Here is a 15,882-nt window from a genome sequence, read left to right as displayed (position 1 = left end):
CCTAAACAAGTATAGCCGCCTTTACCAGGTAGGGCAATATCTCTTTCTGGAAAGACACAAAGTTCTTGCGGACATCGCTATCGCTAACCGATGTAAATGCAAAGCTGAACACGATGCTCTTGCTGCATTTAATAAGAAACCGGATACGCTGGTGGAAGCTTTCATTACGGCGCATACCCCCTACCTGGGTAAAGGAATGTACCAGCAGTTCCTCTAACTCGTTAGAAAGATTCTTTAAAAACTCCTGAGAGTTGGTACTCTCGCGAATAAAGTCCCAACCGATGAATTCGTTGCAAACGGTGTATGAGAGGCGGCAGGTTTTCATGATGAGGTTACTGAGGTGGGTTTCCTCATCTATCTCATCGGTATCGGTGTGTATCAGGTCGTCTACACTTACTTTAATGTAATCCATCAGCAGCACGTGCAGTATGGCCTCTTTGCTGTCAAAATACTTATAAATGGTGGCCTTCGCAATTTTAGCGCGCCGGGCAATTTCGTTTACGCTGGTTTTGTGGTATCCAAACTTGCGAAACAAATCCTGCGCGGCGCGCTTAATACTATCTTTAATTTTATCGGCTTCCATTAATCAGTTTGTAACAAATATCTCAAATTGGGTGGTATTTACAACATACGACCGGAGATATTTGGTTGCCGGGGCTTTAACCGGGCCGCCATCTGTAAGTGAAAATTTGGCCCCGCTACAGGGGTCGGTAGCCGTAAAGCCTGTATCATCAATATTAATAGCACAGCGTTTTTCGGGTTGGTAGCTACTGCAGCGGTCATAAGCAGCATAAGAGCCGTCGTTTTGCCGGTATATAATTATGCCGGCTACCCCTACGCCCGAAATGGTCACCGAGCCACCGCCGCTATTAAGCGCTGTTACCCGTGGGTCTGTTTTTGTTATCCTGAAATTAACCGGCACGCTTGGCACAACGTTTTCCGTTTTACCGCACGATAGTAAGAACATCCCCATCAAAACCGTTAACCACAATACCCTGTGCATCCGTTTATATAATATCCGTTTTAAACTGATTAAGGAACCTTACATCATTCTCAGAGAACAGACGCAGATCGCGTATCACATATTTCAAGTTTGTTATACGCTCAATACCCATACCAAAGGCAAAGCCGGTGTATTTCTTACTGTCGATACCGCAGTTTTCCAAAACATTGGGGTCAACCATACCACAGCCTAATATCTCTACCCAACCGGTGTATTTACACATGTTACAGCCAGAGCCTTTGCAAATGGTACAAGAAATATCCATTTCTGCCGATGGCTCGGTAAACGGGAAATATGACGGGCGGAACCGTACTTTAAAATCTTCGCCATAAAGCTCTTTAACAAAGTGATAAAGCGTTTGCTTCAAATCAGAAAACGAGACGTTCTCATCAACATACAAACCCTCTACCTGGTGAAAGAAGCAGTGCGCACGGGCGGATATAGCCTCGTTACGGTAAACACGCCCCGGCATTATGGCACGGAACGGCGGTTTGCCATTTTCCATCATACGCACCTGTACTGATGAGGTATGCGTACGCAGGGCAATATCATCGTTTCCTTCGCCTTTACGGATGAAGAAAGTATCCTGCATATCACGGGCCGGGTGCTCCTCGGGGAAGTTAAGTGCCGAAAAATTATGCCAGTCGTCTTCAATTTCCGGGCCTTCGGCCACCACAAAACCAAGGCGTTTGAATATATCGATGATCTCGTTACGCACCAATGATAAGGGGTGACGTGAACCTACTGCAAAACCATCTCCGGGCAGGGTAAGGTCCAGCGACAGATCCTGAGACTGCGTTCCTGAACCTAAAGATTCTTTCAACTCGTTATACTTTGTTTCGGCCAGTTGTTTAAACTGGTTAAGCACTTTACCAAAAACACGTTTTTCTTCCGGGCCAACAGTTTTAAACTCCTCGAACAAGTCTTTAATAAGGCCCTTGGTACCTAAAAACTTTATGCGGAATGCTTCCAGCTCATCGGCGTTTGCCGGTGAAAAAGCGTTGATCTCCGCGGTATATTGATCTATTTTTTCCTGCATTATAATTGTCTTAAAAATTGCTCGGCAGTTAATACCGGTATAGTTGACTGTTTATAATCTTTTATATTTCGTGTTATGATAATATCGCAATTATGTTTAATTGCAATATGGTGTTGAATAGCATCTTCAAAATCTGTAAAAGAACCGCTTAAAGCATTTTCAATAGCATCCTTTTCAAAAGAAAATATTTCAAGCAACCTTAAAAGCTTCTTTATTCCTTCTTTTGCACCTGATTTTCCTATCGTTCTTGAAAGGATATAATTAATATTACCGATTATCAGCGTTGATGTACTCAGTTTAATTCCACTCACTTTCTTTTCTATTAGCAACATTTCTGCATAAGTGGAAAATGGTTGCCGGTCGGTCAGCATATCTAAAATAATATCGCTGTCTATAAATAAGTGCTTATAGGCCATGCCGTTCTTTTAGATACTCCCATTTAATGTCTTTGTAATCTACATTTTCCGGAACTTTACCTTTCAAAATTCCCTTGAGAGCTTTAATATCTTCTGAAATCTCGATGTTTTTATATCGCTCTATCAAAGGATCTTCTTTTCTTCTTTTCTTCGAAAAATCATTTAGGAGTTGTTTGAAAAGCTTAGAAACGCTAATATTATCTTCTGAAGCAATTCTTTTAGCTAACTCAACAGTTTGCTCGTCAGCACTCAAAGTTAATTTTGTTGTTGCCATAACATCAGCTTATACGTACAAATATAAAAAATTTATACGTAACTATTTAATCACCCCCAGCTCCTTACCTACCTTGGTAAAGGCGGCAATAGCTTTGTCCAGATGATGCGTATTATGCGCAGCTGATATCTGCACACGGATACGTGCTTTGCCTTGCGGCACTACTGGGTAGTAAAAGCCAATAACATAAATACCTTCATCAAGCATTTTTGCTGCAAACTCCTGCGCCAGTTTAGCATCGTACAGCATTACCGGAACTATGGGATGAACGCCCGGCTTTATGTCAAAGCCGGCCTCTGTCATTTTTTCTCGGAAATATTTGGTGTTGCTTTCCAGTTTATCGCGCAGGTCGGTAGTTTCGCTAAGCATATCCAGCACGGCAATTGACGCACCTGTAATGGCAGGCGCTAAGGTGTTACTGAACAGATACGGGCGCGAACGCTGGCGCAACATATCGATGATCTCCTTACGGCCAGATGTAAAACCGCCGGACGCACCACCCAACGCTTTACCTAAGGTACCGGTAATAATATCTATCTTACCCATTACATTATGGTGCTCATGCGTACCACGGCCGGTTTTACCCATAAAACCGCTGCAATGGCTTTCATCTATCATTACTAAAGTATTGTACTGCTCGGCAAGGGCGCATATTTTATCAAGCTGGGCAATGGTACCATCCATAGAGAAAGCGCCGTCTGTTACAATGATACGGTGACGAAGTCCCTGGGTGGCTTTCAGCTTTTCTTCCAGATCAGCCATGTCATCATGTTTATAGCGGTAGCGCTGCGCTTTGCAAAGGCGTACACCGTCTATAATAGAGGCGTGGTTCAACTCGTCAGAAATAATAGCATCCTGATCATTAAACAAGGGTTCGAACACGCCACCGTTGGCATCAAAGGCCGCGGCATAAAGTATAGTATCTTCGGTGCCTAAAAACTCGGCTATTTTACGCTCAAGCTCTTTATGGATATCCTGCGTACCGCAAATAAAGCGTACGGATGAAAGGCCGTAGCCGTGGGTATCCATAGCATCTTTAGCCGCCTGGATAACTTTAGGGTTGCCGGATAAACCAAGGTAATTGTTGGCGCAAAAATTAATCACTTCTTTACCACCCTGCACAGTAATATCTGCACCTTGCGGCGAAGTAATTATTCTTTCTTTTTTATATAAACCAGCGGCTTCTATATCAGCCAGTTCCTGTTGTAAAACCGGTTGTAGTGTATTATACATATCAGATGGATTTAAGGCCGTAAAATTAGGGATTTAACATCAACATCTTTAACTTTTAATATTTATACCACCAAAACAAACATTTAACAGGTATTTAATATTATGTAGAAAAATTATATGAGAAGATACTTACTTATATTCCTTTTCACTTTGCTGGCTTACGGCGCTACTGCTCAACAGTTTACATTGTCTGGCAGGGTTACAGGCAATAAGGGCGAACCAGTATCTTTTACGGCGGTTTACATACGAAACTCAACCTACGGAACTACCGCTAATGAGGAAGGCCGCTACCATTTAAAGCTTGAGGCAGGCAACTATAATATTGTTTACCGTTTTGTAGGCTATCGCGAAAAAGTAGTGCCTGTTACCATTGGCAATAGCAACGAAACACTTAACGTTCAGTTGGAAGCAGAGATCTTCAGCCGGGAAGATACCGGTACATACGACCGTAAAGCCGACCGCGGGATGGCAATCATGCGCGAGGTTTTGGCCAACCGCGCCCGCCACATGGACGAGTTTAAGAGCTACTCGTGCCTGGTATACATCAAAGGTGTACAACGCCTGGTAAAAGCACCCAAGTCATTAATGGGCAGCGCTGTTATCAAAGAGCTTGATCTGGATTCGGCAGGGCGCGGGATATTGTATCAATCAGAGTCACTTTCACAATTCAACCTGCAGCGGCCCGATAAGTTTAAAGAGATTACTATCGCATCAAAAAACACCGGTGGCAGCCCGGCATTCAGTTACAACAAGGCATCTGACCTTCAGCTCAACCTTTACGAAAATGTGTTTACCGTTGAAGGCTTAAGCAGCCGTGGCTTTGTATCGCCGGTAGCCGATAACGCATTTGATTATTACCGCTACCGCTTAACAGGTACAACGGTATCCAATAACCGTACTATCCATAAAATACAGCTACTGCCGAAGTCGCAGTACTCACCTACCTTTAGGGGTAACCTGTACATTGTTGATGGCGACTGGCGTGTATACAGCGCTGATCTGATGCTGACTAAAAAGAACGATAACATCAACCTGATAGATACACTGAACATCAGCCAGCAATACATCCCAGTACGCGATAGCGTTTGGCTGCCCGGTTCAATACAATATAACTACAAGGGAAGTGTATTTGGGTTTAGGTTCACCGGCTATTATGTGGGCATTTACAACAATTATAAGATTGACCAGAAGTTTCCGGATGGCTACTTCAACGGCGAGGTGTTAAAGGTTGATACAGCGGCCAACAGCAAACCATCACAATATTGGAACAACATACGCCCTATACCGCTTACCGCCCAGGAAACGCGCGACTACCATAAAAAAGACAGCCTTTTCGCCCTACAGCATTCAGACCCTTACCAGGATTCTGTGCAGCGTGCTAACAATAGTTTTAATCCGCTCAGTTATACTATTTTTGGGTATGAAGCAAAAAACCGGCGTACTAAAGAATCGTTTTACGTAGCCCCGCTTTACCGCACCATTTTTTACAACACGGTTGAAGGCGTGGGGATAGATGCGCAGGTAAAATACACCAAAAAGTTTGATGACCTGAGGTCGTACAGTATAACGCCGGTGTTTCATTACGGCTTTTCAAGCAAACTGGTAAGCCCCAACGTACATGCCGAATATATTTACGACCCACTTAAGCAGGGACGTTTTTTTACTAACTTTGGCGCCGATGTGCTCGATTTAAACGACGTTGGCACACGTTCGCTTTGGTTCAATACATTAAGCTCGCTGTTGTATGAAAACAACTACGTAAAATATTATCGCAGCCATTACGGCGACTTTGGCTATCAGCGCGAGTTGGCTAACGGTGTATTATGGACAGCCAGTTTAGGCTACTCAAGCCGCAAGCAATTATACAACACCTCTTATTATCACATTTTTGATGCTAAATCCAGGCAGTATACTTCAAACAATCCGTTAGCGCCTGCAGGTACTCCGGCCGATGACCGTTCGTTTTTGTTTCCGGAGCATCAGGCTTTAACATTCAGAACATCTCTTACATTTACATTTAGCCAACGCTATGTTACCCGGCCAGACGGGCGTACTTTTATGCCATCCCTGTACCCTAAAGTAGTGCTTAACTATCGTAAAGGCATCAACAATGTGTTAGGATCAGATGTGAATTATGACTTTGTTTCACTTGACATCAGTAAAGATCATATGCCTGTAGGGTTAGCCGGATACTCGTCCTTTAAGATAACAGCCGGAGACTTCTTTAATAAAAAAACCCTGTACTTTATGGATTACAACCACTTTTTAGGTAACCAGGGTACTACTTTTGATCCTACTTATATTGGCAGTTTCCACTTTTTACCCTTCTATCAATTCAGTTCGAATGATGCTTTCCTTGAAGCGCATTATCAGCATAATTTTGCCGGTGCGATATTCAACCGGATCCCTTTTATGCGTAAGCTAAAGCTGGAGGAAATTGTGGGCGCCAACTATCTTACCGAGAAGAACAACCCCAATTACTCGGAGCTTTATGTAGGTATACAGCGCCTGTTCTTTAGGGTTGACTATGGTGTTTCCTTTACCGGCGATAAAAAATACATCCAGGGTTTCAGGATATTTTATGGGATAAGATAACGGGAGTCGGAAGTCTGAGGTCCGAAAGTCCGAAGACAGAAAAGTTATGAACAGCAACTCTTTGCCTTTAACTATCGTTCGGACTTGCGGACTTTAGTCTTTCGACTAAATTGAACTTTCTTTTGACTTCGACTATATCTTCCGTCTTGCGGACTTTAGTCTTTGCGACTAAATTATTAACTTTGCGCTTCATTTAACACTGTTTGCAGCAGTATCAATGATTTTATGGCAAGATACAACACACTACTGTACTATTGTTACTCAACAATAGAAAACGGCGAGCAATTTGCTGCCGATCATTTAAAATTTTGTAAAGATTTAGGCTTAACCGGCCGCATCATTGTTGCCAATGAGGGTTTGAATGGCACCGTATCAGGCACGCCCGAAGCTTGTAAAGCCTACATGGATGCCATACATGCCGACGAGCGTTTTGCTGCCACCGATTTTAAAGTGGACGAAGTTGAGGAACCTTCTTTTGTAAAAATGCATGTGCGTTATAAGTCGGAAATTGTACACTCAGGCCTGCGCGACCCCAATATCATCGACCCTAAAAAGCAAACCGGCAAACACCTGGAGCCAAAAGAATTTATGGAGATGAAGGACCGCGATGATGTGGTAGTACTTGATGTCCGCTCTAACTACGAGCATTCTTTAGGTAAGTTTAAAAACGCCGTAACGCTGGATATCGAGAATTTCCGCGATTTCCCGGCCATGATCAATGAGCTGGCGCAGTATAAAGATAAAAAGATACTGACGTATTGTACCGGCGGTATCAAATGCGAAAAAGCGTCGGCCCTGTTATTGCACGAAGGCTTTAAGGATGTTTACCAACTGCATGGCGGTATCATTAAATATGGTAAAGAAGCCGGTGGTAAAGACTTTGAAGGCAAGTGCTATGTGTTTGACAACCGTTTATCTGTAGATGTGAACAGTGTAAACCCGGTTGTTATTTCGGCCTGCCGCAATTGCGGTAAAACCACGCCTAAAATGATCAACTGCGCCAACCCCGAGTGTAACGAGCATTTCACCCAGTGCGATGAATGCGGCGAGGCTATGGAAGGCTGCTGCAGTGATGCCTGTAAGGCACATCCGCGTAAGCGTGTGTATGATGGCACAGGTTATTATGTAAAAGTACCACAACCGGTAAACACTTCAAAAAAAGGCAAAACATAACTTGCCTGATTACCTGTCTAAACAATAATAGGCTGCATTATCCGGCAGCCTATTATTATTGTTTTATCTCCTTTTTAACCGGTTTAATAAACGCTGATATGGCCGGTACCAGAAGATCCGGTGCGCTGAAAATAACCAGACCACGAGGCGGAACCACTTGCAGGCATAGTAAATGTTTGTGTGGTGCTGTTATTTTGTATATAAACGCTGTTGCCCATTGGGCCGCTTAAAGTTGGCCCGTTAAGCTGAAAATTAGTAAGCGTACCCGGCCCGTATGCAGATATGGTAACATGCACCAGTGTACCCGCGGGCGCATTAATGTATCCGCTGCCAGAGCCATTGCCGTTAAGCCAATCGTAACTTAAAGCATTATTGATATTGATTGGCGGAGGTGGAACCGGCGGATTGCGAAAATAAAGGTCGACCTCGCCGTTTGGCGAACCGTTGGTTGCAATTATCGTATGCTGGTTATAATCTGTTATGGCATTATAAGCCGTCCAATAAAGCGGGGCCTGGCTTGTACCCGTTTTTAATTCTATATTTTTCATGGCTACAAAATCATTTGTAGGGTACTGGTTAGCATTTGTCACGTTATACTGTTCAAATGATTCGGCCGCCCAATATAATTGCGGGATATTGCTGACAGGAAGTACAGAGGAAGGGTAACCTGTAAATGATGATGTATAATTATAATTACTACCCGTTTGGCCCGTTTGCTGCATTATGCCATGTAAGGTTGTGCCGGATGATACAGCAGTGAGCGAGCCATGAAAAACCGGGCAGGTTGCACAGCCTACATACCAGCTGGTAATTGCCCAGTAATTACCACCGCCCGCCGGCGACTGCCCATACTGAAGCACCGGCTGCAGTATGTGATCGCTATTTTGTAAACCGTTAAAGAAATATAATAACTGCCCGCTGGATACCGAAGGGTTATTTGGCACTACCCAATCGGTAGCAAAGTAACTGATAGGCTGCGATGTGCTATTTGTCCACCCCGAATAAGTGACCCAGCCATTTGGCCCGGGCGGAGAAGATAGGGTTTTTAGCCTGTTAACACTATTTACCGATTGGCTACCTGAAAGAGGGGCTTGCTTGCCAAAGTTCATCAGTGTTTTATTTGTACCGTTTTGTACTTGCATCAATTCCTGGCCTTTATATTCCAGGTGGGTGCCTTCCTTTATCAACCGCACTTCAGACTGCTTCCTTGGCCCGAACGGGGTGAACACAATTTGATCCGTTCCGGATGGGCCTTTTGAATCGGGTCCGGCAGTTTCACCTGGCTGTAAATCGCCATGTTTAGCACATCCCCAAACTATCAAGGTCAAAATAAATAACCCGGCAGTAAACATTCTTTTCATAATAGTTATTGGTTTAGTTTATAATTAACTAAAGATATTGAAAGCAATACACCAAAAACAAGAAATAAAGAATAAATATTTGATTATCAGCAATAATTTACCTTATTTAAAAAACACAAGGCAATAACTAATAAGAAACAACATCAGTTAATTTGAAGCATCATGACACTTTAAGCGCATTACTTAATGGCCTATATGGAATTTATTTAACAATACTAAAAGTGAAGCGGGAGGGTACAAAAACTGTTTTTTTATAACTGCAACTGGTTAAAAAGTAGATTTAAAAACTTAAATAATACACTGCCCTTCTCTACATCTATAAAAAAAATTGAAGGTATTAAATAGAAAGCGTTTACTTTACGTTATTAAGTAAACCAACAGAAACTTCTATCAATGATCTTAAAAAAATTAAAAATAATGGCAATGCTGGGTATGATGTGCCTGGCATTTCCTTTTTTAGCCCTTGCGCAGGATAATTCAGCTTTTGACAGAGGAATGTACACCAGCAAATCAGACACCTTGCCTTACCGCATCTTGTTCCCTCGCAAGTTTGACCCAAAACATCAATATCCCATAATTTTTGTTTTACACGGGGCGGGCGAACGCGGAAAAGATAACAACAAACAACTGGCTTACGGGCCAAAATTGTTTTTAAATGACACCATTCGCGACAAGTATCCGGCAATAGTGGTTTATCCGCAATGTCCCGAGGGCAACTACTGGAGCAACGTAAAGATCGACACTAACGAAACCGGTAAACGCGTGTTTCATTTTCAGGAAGGTGGCGACCCGACAACAGCTATGAAAGCATTGCTGGGTCTGGTAGATGAGTTTTTGAAAAAACCCTACGTAAGCGAAAAACAGGTATATATTGGAGGCCTGTCTATGGGCGGTATGGGTACGCTTGAAATTTTAAGGCGCAAACCAAAGTTATTTGCTGCAGCATTTGCTATTTGCGGTGGGGATAATACCAACAATGTAAAAAAGTATGCTGATAAGGTGCCGCTATGGATATTTCACGGGCTTAACGATAGTGTAGTACCAGAGGATCACTCTGAAGTGGTTGTAGCGGCACTAAGGGATGCCGGTGCCGACCCAAGATTTACCCGTTATCCCAACACGGATCATAACAGCTGGGACAAGGCCTTTGCCGAGCCTGACCTGATCCCCTGGCTGTTCTCGAACGTTAAAAAGTAGGGAATAATTGGCATCAGTCAACATTGTATCTGTTTGAGCTTGTCGAAGACCTGTTCGCCACGACCTATAACTGTTAGTGACATGGCATTGCCACCAATATTTTAAATCATTTGTAAATCAGCGATTTACGAGTGTTCACAATGTTCACCTGTGTGTTCGTGAACACTCACAGAATCGCTGATCATATATCAATACAACTCTTCGCTGCTGGCGGTGGTATCAGAATTACCATCACTATTGGTAACATGGCTGTCTGCATTGAGCGATGTATCCGTATGATCATGGCTTAGTGTTTTCTCTATGGCATCGGTATCAGCCACAGCGCCATCTTTATTGGTTACCTGTTGCGCTTCATCATTATTGGTGATCACATCCTGTTCGCTTTGGTTTACTTTAGGATCTTCAGCCGGAGTATTGCTTCCGGGAGTAGGGCTATCTGGAGTATTCATAACTTCTGGGTTTATAAGATTAACATACCTCGATTAAGGTTGTTTGGGTTTGCAGATATTAGCCTCTCCTGACCCGCCCGGAGAAGGTTGGGGTACTGCAGCTTTATTACCCCCCCCTAAACCCAGGGGATGGCATTATATGCAAAACGCCGGGATCAATGTCCCGGCGTTTGATATTTGATTAATGAAAATTCACTATTCTCCACTCACCACTCTCTACTTAGTATACCTGTTTATAATATCAATGATCACTTTATTCTCCTGCAATTGCGGAAGATAGTCAAACAGGATGTAATGTTTTTCAGGGTCGGTAGCGAGGGCCATTTCCAGTTGGTTCAACGCTTCGTTATACTCGCCTTTGGCAAATAAATAGGCCACCATGCGATAGTACAATTCAGCAGCATCCGGATTATTCTTTATTGCCTGGGCAATCACTTCAATAGCATCTAAAAGCCTTTTTTGCTCATACATTATTGATGAATAGTCCAGCCAGGCATCTACATCCAGCGGGTTCAGCTCAACCACTTTCTCGTAGGCATGTTCAGCTTCGGCCAGGTGGCCCAGTTTGTACTCTGCATCAGCAATGGCAAACCAGTAGTCGGCATTGGCTATATCAAGGTCTAACGCCTTTTTGTAGAAATGCAGGGCTTCAAAGTAGCGTTCCTCAAAATCGAGCGTCACACCAATGCCAAACCAGGCATCAGCCAGTTTGGGGTCCATCTTAACAGATTTTTTATAGAATGACCTTGCCTCATCCATCTGCTCAAGCTTTTCATAGCATTCGCCAATGGCGCAATATGTATCAGCATTAGGCTGTTCGTACTCAAAGGTCTGTCGATATACTTCAATTGCCTCAGCAAATTTCTCGAGATTTACCAACGCGTTGCCTTTATTGAAGTACGCGGATGCAAAGCTGTCTTTTATCAGGATAGCATAATCGTATGCATCAATGGCTTTCTCAAACAAGCCCAGCTTTGTGTAAGCATTACCCAGGTTATACCATGCGGCATAGCTGTACGGCTCGTTATCGATATACTGCTGATAAAACTGTACGCTTTCTTCCTGGTTATCCAAAACATCGTAACAAAAAGCCAGCTCGTAAAGCGCGTCCTGGTTTTCCATGTTTTGCTTAAGGCATAGTTTAAGGTATGTAATCGCCGTATCATAGTCGCCCATGTTTTGGTACACATAAGCTATATGCAGTAAGATATCATCAGTTTCCTCAGCCAGATCGAGCGCCTTTTCGTAATTTTCCAAAGCTTCGGCATTACGCTCCATGCTTTCGTAAAGGTTTCCGCGGATGATATAAATATCAGCGTCCGACGCCTCCAGCATGGCAGCCTTATCCAATGCGGCAAATGCCTCTGAAACGCGATTAGTAACTACCAGTAACTGAGCCTGTTTTATCAGGAAAACTGCTGCAAACGGGTGTTGGTTGCGTGCATACTCCGATACCTGCAAAGCCTTGGCAGGGTCGTTTTTTTCTATGTAGTAGTCGATAATGTTCTCAAACGCCTGGGCATCAAAAAAGTACTGATCATGATTTCGAATCATCTCTTCGTACCGCTCCACCGAAAACTTTGGATCTTCGGTAAAACCAAATTCAAATTCTTCTTCCATTCAAGTTTATTTAAGAGAACACTATATTTTTCGGGTGGTTGCCTAACCTGCCCTATTCAAACATAAGTTCAAATTACAATAATAAGCCTCTTATGGGCAATTAAGTTTTCAACATACAAACATTATTAACAGCTGTTAATACAAGTGTCTGATAATAAATGCAAAGCGTTTATGCCGGCAACAGATGAGTTGATAATAATTGCCTTAAAGATTTTTACCTTTGACAAAAGTATTAATTATGAGCCTATCTATAAAGGATATCCTTGATCATTTACATATAAACGACACAAACCATGCTTTTAGTACAGGCAGCAGCCAGGGCAGTACTACAGGTGCCTTAGTTAAAAACATCGTCTCTCCTGTAGACGGCCAAAAGATAGCATCCGTTACATTCGCTACTGAAGAAGAGTACGATGCCGTTATTGATACGGCTACAAATGCGTTCAAAAGCTGGCGATTGATACCTGCACCCAAACGCGGTGAGATAGTGCGTCAGATTGGCGAACAATTACGTGCCCACAAGCAACAACTGGGTACCCTCGTATCTTATGAAATGGGTAAAAGCCTGCAGGAAGGTTACGGCGAAGTGCAGGAAATGATAGATATCTGCGATTTTGCCGTTGGCCTCAGCAGGCAACTGTATGGCCTTGCCATGCACAGTGAAAGGCCGGGTCACCGCATGTATGAGCAGCATCATCCGCTGGGTATTGTAGGTATCATATCGGCATTTAACTTTCCAGTGGCGGTTTGGAGCTGGAATGCCATGCTGGCATGGGTTTGCGGTGATGTGTGCGTTTGGAAACCATCTGAAAAGACACCTTTGACCGCCATTGCCTGCCAGCATATCGTAAAACAGGTTTTCGAAGAAAATGGCGTAGAGGATGGAGTGAGCTGCCTGGTTATAGGCGACCGCAGTATCGGCGAGTTAATGAGCAATGATACCCGTATCCCTTTGATCTCGGCCACCGGCTCTACGCGCATGGGTAAAGCCGTTTCCGCTGCGGTGGGTGCACGCCTGGGCAAAAGCTTACTTGAGCTCGGCGGGAACAATGCCATCATCATAACATCAGATGCCGACCTGGATATGGCGCTGATAGGCGCAGTGTTTGGCGCTGTTGGCACTGCAGGGCAACGCTGCACCACTACCCGCAGGCTGATTATCCATGAAAGCGTTTATGATGACTTTAAGCAAAAGCTGGTAAACGCTTACGCGCAAATAAAAATAGGCAACCCATTAAACGAGCAGAACCATATGGGCCCGCTGATAGACCATGATGCAGTCAACGCCTATCTGGATTCGATAGAGAAATGCAAAGCTGAGGGCGGCAGGTTTATTGTAGAAGGCGGCAGGCTGGAAGGCGATGCCTATGCATCCGGCTGTTATGTTACACCATGCATAGCCGAAGTAGAAAACCATTATAAAATAGTCCAGCACGAAACATTTGCGCCTATTTTATATTTAATGAAATACGCCGATTTAGACGATGCCATTGCCTTGCAAAATGGCGTGCCTCAAGGCCTGTCGTCGGCCATCATGACGACTAACCTGCGGGAGGCGGAAAAGTTCCTTTCTGTAGCCGGGTCTGACTGTGGTATCGCTAACGTTAACATCGGTACATCAGGCGCAGAGATTGGCGGCGCGTTTGGCGGTGAGAAAGAAACAGGCGGCGGGCGCGAAAGCGGATCTGACGCGTGGAAAATTTATATGAGGCGGCAAACCAATACTATAAATTATTCTGAAACGTTGCCTTTAGCACAGGGTATAAAATTCAACCTCTAAACAGAAGTTTAAACTAAACGGTTATATTGCCGTCAATAACAAATAAAAAGAAGTATTTATTAATTTATGCATTTTATCCGCAAGACGGTTACTGCTGTTGCACTTAGCGCGGCAATACTGATAAACTACAACGCAACCGCGCAGGTTGCACCTAAAGCCCCGGCAGAACTACCTAAAAACTGGCACTTAATGGACCTTAAAACTGATGGCTATTACGGCATCAGCCTTAACCAGGCTTATCAACTGGTAAAAGGTAAAAAAAGCAAGACAGTGGTTATTGCTACTATCGATAGCGGTATTGATACCGCTCAGGCAGATTTAAAACCTGTGCTGTGGACCAATACCAAAGAGATTCCGGGCAACGGTATTGATGACGACCATAATGGCTACATAGATGATATACATGGCTGGGACTTCTTAGGCGGCCCCGGCGGTAAATGCGATTTTACCGAAACTACTGAAGAGGTGCGCGAATACAATCGCCTTAAAAGCAAATATGAGAACCTGACATCGGCGCCTGCCGGGCAGGAAAAGGAGTTTGCTTACTGGGAGCAGGTGAAGCTTACCCATAACGAAACTGTCAATAAATCTAACACCGAGTTACAACAGCTACAGCCCATCCTGAATGCGCTGATGGCTACCAGCGGGTATGTAAAAAGAGCTTTAAATTTAAAGACTGATGGTACCTTTAAAAAAACTGACCTTGCTAAAGTTACTACCGCTAATGATACCGTGAAACAAAGCGTTGCCGTATGGCAGTCTGTTTTTGAGCAGGAAGGTGGTAACGAAACCAATGCCAAGATCATTAATGACCTAAGCGAATACCTGCAAAAACTAAACAACGATGTTAACCCAGATCTGGAAGCACGCGCGCGTATAGTTGGCGATGACCCTAATGTACAGGATGGCAAACCTTACGGCAACAACCTGCTTAAGTTTGCAGATGCTGAGCATGGTACAGGTGTTGCAGGCCTTATAGGCGCGGTACGCGGTAACAAATATGGTATCGATGGGGTTGCTGATAACGTTCGCATAATGGCAATTAAAGCGGTACCTAACGGCGATGAGTACGATAAGGACATCGCCAACGCTATAAGGTATGCCGTTGATAATGGTGCAAAAGTAATTAACATGAGCTTTGGCAAAAAGCTGTCACCGCATAAGGCATGGGTAGATGAAGCTTTTAAATATGCCGCATCTAAAAATGTACTGTTGGTACAGGCAGCAGGTAACGACAACCAGGATGTTGATGTTAAGCCTCAATTTCCTAATGATACATTTGAGGACGGCTCAGCCACTGATGCTGATAACGTTATCAGCGTAGGTGCATCTGCGGCACGCAAAGATGCCGAGCTTGCAGGCTCTTTCAGTAATTATGGTAAAAAGAATGTGGATGTGTTTGCCCCAGGCGTTAAAGTAACATCTGTAAATATGGATGCCGAATTTAACACTGCGGATGGTACCAGCTTTGCCTCACCTATCACTGCCGGTATTGCAGCTTTAATACTGGAGTACTATCCTAAGCTCAGCGCTAAACAGCTTAAGCAAGCTATTCTGGGATCGGCCACACCATTGACAGGCGTAATGGTATTAAAACCGGGCAGCAAAACAGATAAAGTTGATTTTACAACACTATCTAAAACAGGCGGCATAGTAAACGCTTACCGTGCGTTGCTTATTGCATCAAAAATGAAACCCGAGTTGCCTAATTAACACTATATATCATAACGAGTGCGGCCCGA

General features: G+C 43.8%; 14 protein-coding genes. 5 read left to right on the top strand and 9 right to left on the bottom strand.

What is annotated here, in order from left to right; all coding sequences use genetic code 11:
* Position 1 precedes the first annotated feature (1 nt).
* From ACFQZX_RS13605 to kbl, 6 genes are read right to left on the bottom strand one after another with little or no spacing between them, the layout of a single operon-like run.
* Positions 2-583 carry a TetR/AcrR family transcriptional regulator gene (locus ACFQZX_RS13605; RefSeq protein WP_377116227.1) on the bottom strand — a complete coding sequence of 194 codons (582 nt, stop codon included), beginning with the start codon at positions 581-583 and terminating at the stop codon, positions 2-4.
* 3 nt (positions 584-586) lie between these two features.
* On the bottom strand, positions 587-1,003 hold the full coding sequence (locus ACFQZX_RS13600) for a hypothetical protein (protein WP_377116225.1): 417 nt from the start codon (positions 1,001-1,003) through the stop codon (positions 587-589).
* 4 nt (positions 1,004-1,007) lie between these two features.
* Positions 1,008-2,042 carry a phenylalanine--tRNA ligase subunit alpha gene (gene pheS, locus ACFQZX_RS13595; protein WP_377116223.1) on the bottom strand — a complete coding sequence of 345 codons (1,035 nt, stop codon included), beginning with the start codon at positions 2,040-2,042 and terminating at the stop codon, positions 1,008-1,010.
* Positions 2,042-2,458, bottom strand: coding sequence for a PIN domain-containing protein (locus ACFQZX_RS13590; RefSeq protein WP_377116221.1), 417 nt, complete (start codon positions 2,456-2,458; stop codon positions 2,042-2,044). The genes pheS and ACFQZX_RS13590 overlap by 1 nt, the downstream gene beginning before the upstream one ends.
* Positions 2,448-2,732, bottom strand: coding sequence for a DUF6364 family protein (locus ACFQZX_RS13585; RefSeq protein WP_377116219.1), 285 nt, complete (start codon positions 2,730-2,732; stop codon positions 2,448-2,450). The genes ACFQZX_RS13590 and ACFQZX_RS13585 overlap by 11 nt, the downstream gene beginning before the upstream one ends.
* 42 nt (positions 2,733-2,774) lie before the next feature.
* Positions 2,775-3,965: a glycine C-acetyltransferase gene (gene kbl, locus ACFQZX_RS13580; RefSeq protein ID WP_377116217.1), complete on the bottom strand. Its 1,191-nt coding sequence runs from the start codon at positions 3,963-3,965 to the stop codon at positions 2,775-2,777.
* A 117-nt stretch (positions 3,966-4,082) separates the two neighbouring features.
* On the opposite strand from kbl, the gene ACFQZX_RS13575 reads away from it, so the two are divergent.
* A complete protein-coding gene (locus ACFQZX_RS13575) occupies positions 4,083-6,560 on the top strand; it encodes a DUF5686 and carboxypeptidase regulatory-like domain-containing protein (RefSeq protein WP_377116215.1) in 2,478 nt (825 codons plus the stop codon).
* 225 nt (positions 6,561-6,785) lie between these two features.
* Positions 6,786-7,733 (top strand): oxygen-dependent tRNA uridine(34) hydroxylase TrhO, encoded by a 948-nt coding sequence (trhO, locus tag ACFQZX_RS13570; protein ID WP_377116213.1) that lies wholly within the window; start codon positions 6,786-6,788, stop codon positions 7,731-7,733.
* Between the two features lie 83 nt (positions 7,734-7,816).
* On the opposite strand, the gene ACFQZX_RS13565 is transcribed toward trhO, so the two are convergent.
* Entirely contained in the window at positions 7,817-9,094 is a 1,278-nt protein-coding gene (locus tag ACFQZX_RS13565) for a hypothetical protein (protein ID WP_377116211.1), read from the bottom strand.
* A gap of 393 nt (positions 9,095-9,487) precedes the next feature.
* On the opposite strand from ACFQZX_RS13565, the gene ACFQZX_RS13560 reads away from it, so the two are divergent.
* Complete coding sequence (locus ACFQZX_RS13560; RefSeq protein ID WP_377116209.1) at positions 9,488-10,291, top strand: carboxylesterase family protein; 804 nt, start codon at positions 9,488-9,490, stop codon at positions 10,289-10,291.
* Between the two features lie 188 nt (positions 10,292-10,479).
* On the opposite strand, the gene ACFQZX_RS13555 is transcribed toward ACFQZX_RS13560, so the two are convergent.
* The gene (locus tag ACFQZX_RS13555; protein WP_377116207.1) at positions 10,480-10,740 is read right to left on the bottom strand and encodes a hypothetical protein; all 261 of its coding nucleotides are present in this window, start codon (positions 10,738-10,740) and stop codon (positions 10,480-10,482) included.
* A gap of 216 nt (positions 10,741-10,956) precedes the next feature.
* Positions 10,957-12,360, bottom strand: coding sequence for a tetratricopeptide repeat protein (locus ACFQZX_RS13550; protein ID WP_377116205.1), 1,404 nt, complete (start codon positions 12,358-12,360; stop codon positions 10,957-10,959).
* A 238-nt stretch (positions 12,361-12,598) separates the two neighbouring features.
* Here ACFQZX_RS13550 and amaB point away from each other — a divergent pair, with 238 nt between their 5' ends.
* Both amaB and ACFQZX_RS13540 read left to right on the top strand, forming a co-directional pair.
* Positions 12,599-14,140: an L-piperidine-6-carboxylate dehydrogenase gene (gene amaB / locus ACFQZX_RS13545; protein ID WP_377116203.1), complete on the top strand. Its 1,542-nt coding sequence runs from the start codon at positions 12,599-12,601 to the stop codon at positions 14,138-14,140.
* A gap of 66 nt (positions 14,141-14,206) precedes the next feature.
* Positions 14,207-15,853 (top strand): S8 family serine peptidase, encoded by a 1,647-nt coding sequence (locus ACFQZX_RS13540; protein ID WP_377116201.1) that lies wholly within the window; start codon positions 14,207-14,209, stop codon positions 15,851-15,853.
* The last annotated feature ends 29 nt before the right edge of the window (positions 15,854-15,882 follow it).

Origin of the sequence: Mucilaginibacter litoreus, assembly GCF_042676805.1 — a bacterium.
GTDB lineage: Bacteria > Bacteroidota > Bacteroidia > Sphingobacteriales > Sphingobacteriaceae > Mucilaginibacter > Mucilaginibacter litoreus.
Note: the sequence above shows the minus strand (reverse complement) of the source record. Positions and strands in the feature narration are given on the sequence as shown.